Annotated in this window: 9 protein-coding genes and 1 pseudogene; 7 read left to right on the top strand and 3 right to left on the bottom strand. The window is 65.1% G+C overall.

Going from position 1 to position 10392, the window contains the following annotated elements; genetic code table 11:
• The 3 genes and pseudogenes from VFA16_RS16060 to VFA16_RS16070 form a co-directional block, all read right to left on the bottom strand.
• Positions 1-2393 (bottom strand): annotated as a pseudogene (locus VFA16_RS16060) (cation-translocating P-type ATPase); the annotation flags it as partial.
• A gap of 191 nt (positions 2394-2584) precedes the next feature.
• Positions 2585-2974, bottom strand: a complete 390-nt coding sequence (locus VFA16_RS16065; protein ID WP_324968776.1) for a nuclear transport factor 2 family protein — start codon at positions 2972-2974, stop codon at positions 2585-2587.
• Between the two features lie 72 nt (positions 2975-3046).
• A complete protein-coding gene (locus tag VFA16_RS16070) occupies positions 3047-3682 on the bottom strand; it encodes a class I SAM-dependent methyltransferase (protein WP_324968777.1) in 636 nt (211 codons plus the stop codon).
• A 147-nt stretch (positions 3683-3829) separates the two neighbouring features.
• On the opposite strand from VFA16_RS16070, the gene VFA16_RS16075 reads away from it, so the two are divergent.
• From VFA16_RS16075 to VFA16_RS16105, 7 genes are all read left to right on the top strand, one after another.
• Positions 3830-4246, top strand: a complete 417-nt coding sequence (locus VFA16_RS16075) for a nuclear transport factor 2 family protein (RefSeq protein ID WP_324968778.1) — start codon at positions 3830-3832, stop codon at positions 4244-4246.
• Positions 4243-5061 (top strand): SDR family NAD(P)-dependent oxidoreductase, encoded by an 819-nt coding sequence (locus VFA16_RS16080; protein ID WP_324968779.1) that lies wholly within the window; start codon positions 4243-4245, stop codon positions 5059-5061. Before VFA16_RS16075 ends, VFA16_RS16080 begins: the two co-directional genes overlap by 4 nt.
• An 84-nt stretch (positions 5062-5145) precedes the next feature.
• Positions 5146-5643 (top strand): nuclear transport factor 2 family protein, encoded by a 498-nt coding sequence (locus VFA16_RS16085; protein ID WP_324968780.1) that lies wholly within the window; start codon positions 5146-5148, stop codon positions 5641-5643.
• A gap of 160 nt (positions 5644-5803) precedes the next feature.
• The gene (locus VFA16_RS16090) at positions 5804-7462 is read left to right on the top strand and encodes an AMP-binding protein (protein WP_324968781.1); all 1659 of its coding nucleotides are present in this window, start codon (positions 5804-5806) and stop codon (positions 7460-7462) included.
• Between the two features lie 3 nt (positions 7463-7465).
• The gene (locus tag VFA16_RS16095; RefSeq protein WP_324968782.1) at positions 7466-9115 is read left to right on the top strand and encodes an AMP-binding protein; all 1650 of its coding nucleotides are present in this window, start codon (positions 7466-7468) and stop codon (positions 9113-9115) included.
• 118 nt (positions 9116-9233) lie between these two features.
• Positions 9234-9464, top strand: coding sequence for a deoxyribodipyrimidine photolyase (locus tag VFA16_RS16100; RefSeq protein ID WP_324968783.1), 231 nt, complete (start codon positions 9234-9236; stop codon positions 9462-9464).
• Between the two features lie 66 nt (positions 9465-9530).
• Positions 9531-10277, top strand: a complete 747-nt coding sequence (locus VFA16_RS16105) for an enoyl-CoA hydratase/isomerase family protein (RefSeq protein ID WP_324968784.1) — start codon at positions 9531-9533, stop codon at positions 10275-10277.
• Positions 10278-10392: the final 115 nt, after the last annotated feature.

Here is a 10392-nt window from a genome sequence, read left to right on the forward strand (position 1 = left end):
CGTTCGGCACGCAACCGTTGCACCCCACCGACCAGCGCGTTGACGGTCATCACGCCCGCGACCAAAAGCGCATCGATATTGCTGCCCACAACTGCCGATGCCGCGGCGCCAACCGCCAAGATCGGGGTCAGCGGATCACGAAGCTCCGCGCGCGTCGCGGACAGCAACCGGCCTGCACGCCGTGCCGGCCCGCGCAGCGGTGCCGCCACCGGGCTGTCGGACAAGTCATAGACAACGCGTCGCCATGGCGGCGGAGCGGGTTCGGCGGCCAAGGTTCTCGACCGACCGGCCAGCCGGGAGTAGACAATCTCGGGGTCCAGAGCATGCCAGGCGGTCAGTGGTTGCGGGGTGGGCTCGGGCAGCCGAAGGACGTTCCGTGCCGACCAAGCGCCCGATATCAGGGCCGTCGCCGCGGCCGCGTTCACCGGGCTCAGCCACCGCCGTACGGCAAGCGGATTGGTTTGCTGCGGGTCACCGGTGACCGCGATCAGCCCGGCGAGCGTGCTGCCGCCCTGAGCGAGGTGCACACCGGTTTCGCTCGCGCGCCGGGCGGCCGGTATCGCTGACAAAATCCGGACCACCGCGGCGAGGTCGGTGCCGGTGATGATGTCGGCAGTCCACGGGGTCGCCGCCTTCGGATCGTCGAGGGCAACCGCGACGTCGGCGATGGCCAGTGCCGCCAATGTGTCGGTGGAGGCGAAGTCCGGGTGCAGGGCGGTGATCAGCAGAACCGGTCCGCGATCGGCGCGCAGCTCGCGGACCAACTTCAGCAGCGGTGTGCCCGCGGGATGAGCGACCGCAACGCTGGCGGCCAGGTCCTCGGTCCCGGCCACATGGCGCAAAACCACCCGGGCCCCGGTGCGGTGTGCGTTTTGCAGCAGTGCGATCGCGAAGGGGTCGACCTCCCACCCAACTTCGACGCTGCCCACGCGCTGGCCGTCGACCACCAGGTTGGCGCGCTCCAGTCCCTCTGCCGGTGTCGCCGAGGGTCCTTGCGGCGGAAGCCATTGCAGCCGTGCGCCGGTGGCCGGCAACTCGTCGGGATCAGGTTCCGGTGGCTGCTCAGCGTGCAGCAGCGCGTCGGCGACTTCGTAGACCCGGTCGTCGTCCCAGCCGGGTGCACCGCCGCTCGCCCTCAGCACCGCGCGGGCGTCGCCGCGCAGCGCCGCGCCGTCGATGACAATGACCTGTATTCGGTCCAGCCGGCGCAGGGCACCGCGATCGAGGACTAGTTGTCCGGTGTCGGCCAGCCCACGCCCCAGCACCGCGGCGAAGGCTTCGCGGCCGTAGACAGCCGCTTTCGGTACCGCTGCCAAGATCGCGTCGGCGACCGCCTCGGACCCGCCGCCGGCGAGCAACGTGCCGGCCGCGGCCACCAGCGAACCGTTCGCCGCCTGATCCAGGTACTGCTCGACTGGACCGGGCATCGCGCCCTTAGCGGTGTCGATCGCGGCGTCGATTGCTCCGTCGACCACGATGTGTGAGGCTTCACCATCCGGCTGGGGGAAGCTGGATGCCTGCGGGCTTGTCCCGTTCGACGAGATGACGGGAACTACCGGAGCCTGCGGACGCTGCGGGGAAGCCATCTCAGGTTCGCGCTGCCCCCATGTCCGGCGGTGAGCCGCGGCCTCCGAGATCTGGAAGCCCCGTTGCGCCAGGTCCAGCAGTGGTGTGCCGAAAGAATGCGCAAGCCCGTGCACCACCGCTGTTGAAGCGCTGAGCGCAATCTCGGTGCTCGCCCGTCCAAGCCGCGACTCCATGACGGAGCGCACCCGCGGCTGGTTGTTGATGACCGCGACGGCGGCCCGGGCGGTTCGCGGGGCGGCCGGCAGCCGGCTGAGCCACCCGGCAACCGCGGCGCCGACCGCCACCACATCGAGGGCCGCCGCGGTCAACGGCACCAGCATCGCCGCCGGATCTCCGGGGTCGGCGAACGGCGCTATCCGAGGTGCCGGCTCATGGTCGATCGAGTAGGCAGCGGCTGATGCCACTGTTTGGCGGACCGTGTTCCTGATCCGGTCGCTGTCGGCGTGCTCCTCATGCTCGATCACCAGCCTGCCCAAGGCGCGCTCGATATGGGCTGAAGAAACGCCTGGAATCTTTCGCGCGGCCTGCTCGATCGATGCCGCGTGATCATGCCAGCGCGGAAAAGGCAGCAACGGATCCAGGTCGATATGCATGCGCCGTTCCGTGTGCCAACGCACCGGCGGTGGCACATCGGCATGGGGATTGCCTGCGGTCCCGAGTACGCGTCCGGCCGACCGCACGACCGGGGTGGTCAGCAGCTGCATTGCACCCGCAGCACCGGCCGTGCCCTGCACGCCGGCTCGCACCACCCGCGCCGCTCCGTCGGTCATGCCGCCGAGAACGCTGGCTACGCCCGGAACCCTCATCGCGTCATCCTTCGGCTTTCAGCTTCTGCCGTCCCCAACCTACGGCTACTAGCTAACACTGACCACAAAACAGCCTGGTACACAGCACCACTGTGCAGCCACCGCGTGCGTGCAGTCGCTCGGCGGCACACCGGTGTCGGCGTGGCTACGCCGCCATGACGAGTATCAGACAGGACCGTGAGTTGCCGGCGTTAGCCTGCGCGACCGCCCTCCACGCGCGCCTCCCCGCCGGGCCGCTTGATGAAAACGCTGACGTACCGGATCAGACCGTCGTCGTCTTGCTCGAACACGAGGCATTCGGGGTACTCGGTGGGAACGCCGTCGATCTCGAACGTCTCCGTCAGTTCAGCATATGAACGACGTTCGGACACAGCGGAAATCCGCTGTACGTGCAATTGGTAGCCCTGCAGATGGGAGAAAACACCGCGCAGAAAGGTGATATAGGTTTCTTTGCCTTCAACGACGTCGCAGAACGGGCCGTCGCGGACCAGGCCCTCCTCGGCGATGGTGGCGGCCAGTCCATCCCAATCCTGAGCGCCCAGGCACGCCAAGTAGCGTTCGACCACACCGCTGCCGCTCATGTCGCCCTGCCTTCATAGGAGGATGCCGGCAAGATGCTATCCGCACAGAAGTGATGTCGTATGCGATACCGCTTAGCTTTTCACCCCGACAGTGATCAGGTCGGACAGGATCTTCGTCCAGATCGGCCGCCGGACACGGTGTTGCTCGGTCACGGTGAAGCCGGCGTTTTCGAACAGTGCGCGCATCTCGGCCGGCGACGGATGGTGCGCAGGTTTCCACCGGATGGCCGACGGCGCCTGCAGACGAGGTTGACGCGCGCTGAGCGCCGCGACCGCGACGAGCCCAGCTGGGGCGAGCACACGGTGAAACTCCCGTAACGCCGCGGGCTGGTCGAAGAAGTGGAAGGCCGACGTCGTCACGACGGCATCGAGAGCGCCGTCGTCGAACGGCAGGTGCTCGGCTGGGCCCTTCAACCACTGCACCCGGTCAGTTCGCGCCCGGGCCTGGGCGAGCATCCCATCGGACATGTCGACCCCGTACAACTCCTCGGGTTCCAGCTCGCGCTGGATCCTGTCGGTCAAAATGCCAGTGCCGCAAGCGATATCAGCTATGCGGGTAGACCCGTGGAGCCGCAACTGCTCGATCACCTCATCGTGCGGCGGGCGATACACCCACTCTTGGAGAATCGGAAGGTTGTAGGCGGGAGCCGCAAAACTCCAGAACCGGGTGACCGTCTCGTTGAAGCCGCGGCGTCGAGGTGTTTCCACAGATCGCCAGCCTAACCATCTGCCGAACGGTCGGCCTGGCACGTGGGCAGGCACCCTGCGCCGGGGAACGCGCTGACCACGTGGGCGGCCCTTAACGACACGTTAAGGTAATCCGCGAATCGTCGTCCACCCGAACGGAGATATTTCGTGACCGAGCGCGACGATCGCCAGGAGATCGCCGATGTTCTGCTGCGCTACGCCACTGGGATAGACCGCCGCGACTGGGAACTGTTTCGCACGGTGTTCACCGACGACTGCCAACTCGACTACGGCGAAATCGGCGCGTGGCGCGGCGTCGACGCGGTCACCGAATTCATGCGGCAGGCCCACGCGGCGGCCGGCCACACCCTGCACCGGTTGACCAACCAGGTGATCACCGTCGACGGAGACCGGGCCCAAGCACGGACCTACGTCGACGCGCTGATCATGGTCGGGGACAACACGTCCGGCGTCAACGGAATCGGTTACTACGACGACGAGTTAGTCCGCACCGACGCCCGATGGCGCATCGCCTGTCGCCGCTTCACGACGGTGCGGGTGGCCACGGTGGGTGGCGCGTCGTGACGTTTCCTGCCAAGTACGGTCCGTGGGCGCTGGTCGCCGGTGCATCCGAGGGCGTCGGCGCAGCGTTCGCTGAGGGACTCGCCGAGCGCGGTCTCAATGTGGTGCTGGTGGCCCGACGCCAAGCAGTGCTCGAGCACGTTGCGGCCAGAATCATCGAACGGACCGGCGTCGAAACACGCACGCTGACAATCGATCTGGCTCAGCGGGACGCCGCATCGTCCATCGCCCACGCCACCAAAGACCTAGACATCGGCTTCCTGGTCTACTGTGCAGGAGCCGATCCCAATTTCCAGCCGTTCCTGGCCAACCCGATCGAAACTGCGGAAGCGATGGTGCAGCGCAACTGCATGGTGCCGATGCAACTGTGTCATCACTTCGGCTCGGCGATGGTGCAGCGCGGCCGCGGCGGGATCGTCATCTTCGGGTCGGGCGCCGGACTCGTCGGCGGCCCCAACATGGTCGTATACGGGCCCACCAAGGCGTTCGACATGGTTTTCGCCGAAGCGCTGTGGAGCGAATGGCACGACAAGGGCGTCGACGTGTTGGGCCTGATCCTCGGCAAGACCGACACACCGGCCCTGCGCCGACTCGAACACAGCCGAGGACAGCTCAACTCCGAAGACCAGCCGCCGCCGGATGCGGCCACCGTCGACGAGGTCGTCAGCGAGGCGTTCGACAACCTGACCAATGGACCGACCTGGATCGTCGGCGAAAACATGCGCGCCGCAGCGCAAATGCTGGGATCGATGACCCGCAATCAGGCTGTCCAGCTGTTTGCCGAGGCCAGCGCCGCCGCCATGGGAGGCAACCCGTGATGTACGCCGAGCAGACGCAAAAGCCCCCAAAATACGGGCGTGTCAGGGACTTTAGCGTCTGCTCCCGCGAGGGAGGTGCCCGCCATGGATGACCCCACCGCTCTGCTGGAGATCGAGTCGATCAAACAGCTCAAAGCCCGGTACTGCCGATACCTGGACACCAAAGACTGGCAGGCATGGCGCACCATCTTCACCGACGACTTCGTCAGCGACACCGCCCAGGCAGGCGGCAAGGTCATCGCCGGCGCCGACGAGTTCGTCGCATTCATCCGTACAACGTTGGGCAAGCCCTCCCAGCCCACCGTGCACCAGGTACATGCGCCGGAGATCAAGCTGACCTCGCCGACGACGGCCCACGGCGTGTGGGCGCTACACGACGTGGTTCGGCTGGCGCCCGGACTGAACCTCAACGGTTACGGTCACTACCACGAGACTTACGTCAAGATCGATGGACAGTGGCGCATCAAGACCTCGAAGCTGACCCGGCTTCGAACCGACATCTTCAATCCGATTTTTTCCCTGCGTATCTCCGACCGTCTTCAAACTGCCGGAGCAAGGCTTGCACGTCGCGCGGTGCGCTGATTGCGAATGATGTCGAACTCCCCTCATCGCTAGCCTGGCCCGTCTACACCAGGTGGCCGCTTCTATCCCGCAGTAGTGAGACGCGGATTCACCGGATATGAGAATCGTATTCTCCGCCCGCCGTCCCCCGCTATCGCGGTAGCCGGTGGATGCTATCTGCGTGGCGACCAACACCGATCGCTATCGCGCCGCGCGTGACGAGGTGCTCGCGGGGCGGTTCGTGTGGCCGCACATCACCGGCGTCTTCAACTGGGCCACTGACTGGTTCGACGTCATCGCACGAGGCAACGACCGCATTGCGCTCTGGGTAGTCGACGACGACGGCAGTGAAGAGAAGGTGAGCTTCGCGGAGATGGCCGAGCGGTCCGACCGGGTTGCAGCGTGGCTGCAACAACTCGGCGTCGGCACCGGTGATCGGGTCATCTTGATGCTGGGCAATCAGGTCGAATTGTGGGAATCGATGCTGGCCGTCGCCAAGCTTGGCGCCGTGATCATGCCGACCACCGCGGCGCTTGGTCCGGCCGACATTACCGACCGCATCCGACGCGGCGGCGCAAGGTTCGTCGTCGCCAACACGGCCGATGCCGCCAAGTTCGACGGGATCGACGGCGACTACCGCCGCATCGCGGTCGGCGCACGGGTCGACGGGTGGCACAGCTACGCCGACGCGGCAGGCGCCGCCCCTACCGGTCCGTTCGCGCCCCAAACCACGGTCGACGATCCGATGCTGATTTATTTCACCTCGGGCACCACCAGTACGCCGAAACTGGTGCAGCATTCCCAGACCAGTTATCCGGTAGGGCATTTATCAACCATGGCCTGGATTGGCGAGCGGCCCGGCGACGTGCACCTGGCGATCAGCTCACCGGGTTGGGCCAAGCATGCGTGGAGCTGCTTTTTCGCGCCGTGGATCGCCGAGTCGACGATCTTCGTCTACAACTACCGCCGCTTCGACGCGGCAGCATTGCTGGACCAGATCCGCCGCGCCGGAGTGACGACGTTCTGCGCGCCACCGACGGTGTGGCGCATGCTCATTCAGTCCGATCTCGGTGACAGGCCGGAGCGGCTGCGCGAAATCGTGGCCGCGGGCGAGCCGCTGAACGCCAATGTCATCGCACAGGTCGAGCGAGCGTGGGGATTGACCATCCGCGACGGCTACGGCCAGACCGAGACGACGCTGCTGATCGGCAATGTGCCCGGCCAGCCGGTCAAAGCGGGGTCGATGGGCCGGCCGCTGCCCGGCGTGCCCGTCGTGCTGGTCGACCCGGTCGGCGGCGAACCCGCCGACGAGGGCGAGATCTGTCTCGACTTGACCGCGCATCCGGTCAACGTGATGACCGGCTACCTCGGCCACGGGCACGACCAGGCGATGGTCGGCCGGTACTACCGCACCGGCGACGTCGCGCGCCGCGATGCAGACGGTGACATCACCTACATCGGCCGCACCGATGACGTGTTCAAGTCATCCGACTACAAGGTGTCGCCGTTCGAGCTGGAAAGCGTGCTGATCGAGCATCCGGCGGTCGTCGAGGCCGCCGTCGTGCCGCAGCCCGACGACACCCGCTTGTCGGTCCCCAAGGCGTACGTATCGCTTGCCGCCGACTGGCAACCGAACGCTGACACCGCGCGGTCGATCATGCAGCACGTGCGCGACCGCGTCCCGGCGTACCTGAAAGTGCGGCGGGTCGAGTTCTTCGAACTGCCCAAGACGATCTCAGGCAAAATCCGCCGAGTCGAGCTACGGTGCCGCGAAGAGACCGCACACCGTGCCGGGACACCGATCACGACGGAGTACCGATACGAGGATCTGGTGGGCTGAGCTATGAAGTCCTACGACGCCGGGCCAACCGACCCCCCGATCCTCGAAGAGACGATCGGTGGGAACTTCGAGCGCATCGTCGCTGTCAACCCCGATGCTGAGGCGCTGGTGGATGTCGCCAGTAACCGCCGATGGACCTATGCGGAGCTCAGCAACGAAATCGATTCAGTCGCAAAGGGCCTGATGTCTTTCGGCGTGGGTAAGGGCGACCGTGTGGGCATTTGGGCGCCGAACTGCGCCGAGTGGACCATCGTGCAGTACGCCACCGCAAAGATCGGCGCGATCCTCGTCAACGTCAATCCCGCTTACCGCACCCATGAAATCGCCTATGTGCTCAAGCAGTCAGGCGCCTGCACGCTCATCGCCATGACGAAGTTCAAAGCGTCCGACTACCGAAGCATGATCGCCGCGGTCCGTCCGGACTGCCACGAACTGAAAGACGTTGTGTTCCTTGATACTGCCGACTGGAACAGCTTAAGACACCGCGGCGAATCCGTACCCGCGCGCGAGTTCGAAACCCGATCGTCGGCCCTGGCCAACACTGACCCGATCAACATCCAGTACACCTCGGGAACGACCGGATTCCCTAAGGGTGCGACGTTGTCGCATCGCAACATCCTCAACAATGGCTTCTTCGTCACCGAATTGCTGAACCTTGGCCCGGACGACCGGCTCTGCATCCCGGTTCCCTTCTACCACTGCTTCGGCATGGTGATGGGCAACCTCGGCTGCACCACGCATGGAGCCACCATGGTCATCCCGGCACCCGCGTTCGACGCGAGAGCGACCCTGGCCGCGATCGAAGCGGAACGCTGCACCGGTGTCTACGGCGTCCCAACCATGTTCATCTCGATGCTCAACCATCCCGACTTAGCCGGCGCTGACCTGTCGTCGCTGCGTACCGGCATCATGGCCGGATCGGTGTGCCCGGTCGAAGTCATGAAGCGCTGCCTCAGCGAAATGAACATGACGCCCGCCATCGCCTACGGCATGACCGAGACGTCGCCGGTGTCGTGCCAGACACTCGTCGACGACAACCTGGAGCGGCGAACCGCAACGGTCGGACGCGCCCACCCCCATGTGGAAGTCAAGATCATCAATCCGGACGGCGGCGACATCGTCGAGCGCGGCGAGCCGGGTGAGTTCTGCGCCCGCGGCTACTCGGTGATGCTGGGGTACTGGTGCGAGGAGCGACTGACGCGCGAGGCAATCGATGCTGACGGGTGGATGCACAGTGGGGATCTCGGGGTCATGCGCGACGACGGATACTGCGCCATCGTCGGACGCCTAAAGGACATGGTGATTCGCGGCGGCGAGAACATCTATCCGCGCGAGGTCGAGGAATTCCTCTACACCCATCCCGACATCGACGAAGTGCAGGTCATCGGCGTGCCCGACGAGAAGTACGGCGAAGAACTCTGTGCATGGATCCGGATGAAGCCGGGCCGGCCGCCCCTAGATGCCGACGCGGTGCGTGCCTTCGCCGAAGGCAAGCTGGCACATTACAAGATTCCGCGCTACGTCCACCTAGTCGACGATTTTCCGATGACGGTCACCGGCAAAGTGCGCAAAGTCGAGATGCGCGAGCAGAGTGTCCGGTTATTCGGGCTGCATGCGCCGCCTACAGCGCTGAAAAACGAACCGGAGCTGTGATAACCGCGTTTCAGCATTCTTGCCTTGCAGCTGGCGAATCTGTGCCGATTCGCGTCGCGAACAGATACCGTCTTTTCATGGCAACAGCTGAATGCTCGCCGGCGAAGAGGAGATAAGCATGCTGCATAGTCTGATACTTGCTGCTCAGGACAACCCGCAAGCCGCCGGGTTCATTTTGCGTGGCATCAAGGCGATATTCGTGGCCATTGGCAGCATCATCGCCGCGATCGTATGCGCGGTGATCGCCGGAATGAAAGGGCGAAATCCGCTTGGGTGGGGCATCCTCGGGTTGTTTTTCAGCATCCTCACCCTGATCGTTGTGATCGTCATTCCGAGCAAGAGGCACTAAGAATTCCGAATTGACCACCATGCTTTCCGGCTGAAGACGTCGGTCCGGGTTGTGGAGAATATCGCTATGCCGCACAGCGGGACCGCAGTCGAAGCCGTCGACGGTGTGACGTTAGTCCGACTCGACCACCCGCCGGTTAACGCTTTAGACCTCGAGCTGCTCGACGACGTCGTCGCGACAATGCGCCGTATCGAGGGGCCGGTCGTCATCACCGGCGCTGGCAAGTGCTTCTCGGCCGGTGTCGACTTGCCGGCGATCATCCACGGCGGACCGGACTACACCGACCGCTTCATCACCGCGCTCTCCGCTGCCTTCCTTGCCGTATTCGACCACGCGGCACCGGTAGTCGCGGCGGTCAACGGGCATGCCATTGCGGGTGGGTGTGTTCTCGCAATGTGCGCCGATGTCCGACTCATGTCCGCCGGGACGATCGGCCTCACCGAACTGGCAGTCGGCGTCCCATTCCCGGTGGCGGCCCTCGAGGTATGCCGCTATGCGATGGGCACTTCGGTCACCCGGGCAGCGCTGCAAGGCGACACCATTGACGTCGACGCGGCGTCGGCCCACGGTTGGGTAGATGTGGTTGTCGGTCCGGAGGAACTGGTTCCGCAAGCGGTTGCGATCGCACGCCGGCTCGGCGAGCATTCCCCAACGGCCTACGGCGCAACCAAGGAGCAACTGCACCGACCGGCTCACGCCGCGATCGCTTCCGGCGCGGATGTGGATGCGAAGACGCGGGCCAGCTGGCTGGCAGAGGACACCCGCAGCCGAATCACCGCATTTGTCAACGCGCTTGGGCGCGACCGTCGCTAGGTACCCACGGTGAGCTGGCGGACCGCGTATGCCGAACGGATATTGACAGAGGAGGTGCCGGCTGCGCCGGAGCAGGTCCGTGCCTTCTATGTCGACTTGGACAACATGAAGCTCG

The organism is Mycobacterium sp. (assembly GCF_035653355.1).
In the GTDB taxonomy this organism is placed as follows: Bacteria; Actinomycetota; Actinomycetes; order Mycobacteriales; family Mycobacteriaceae; genus Mycobacterium.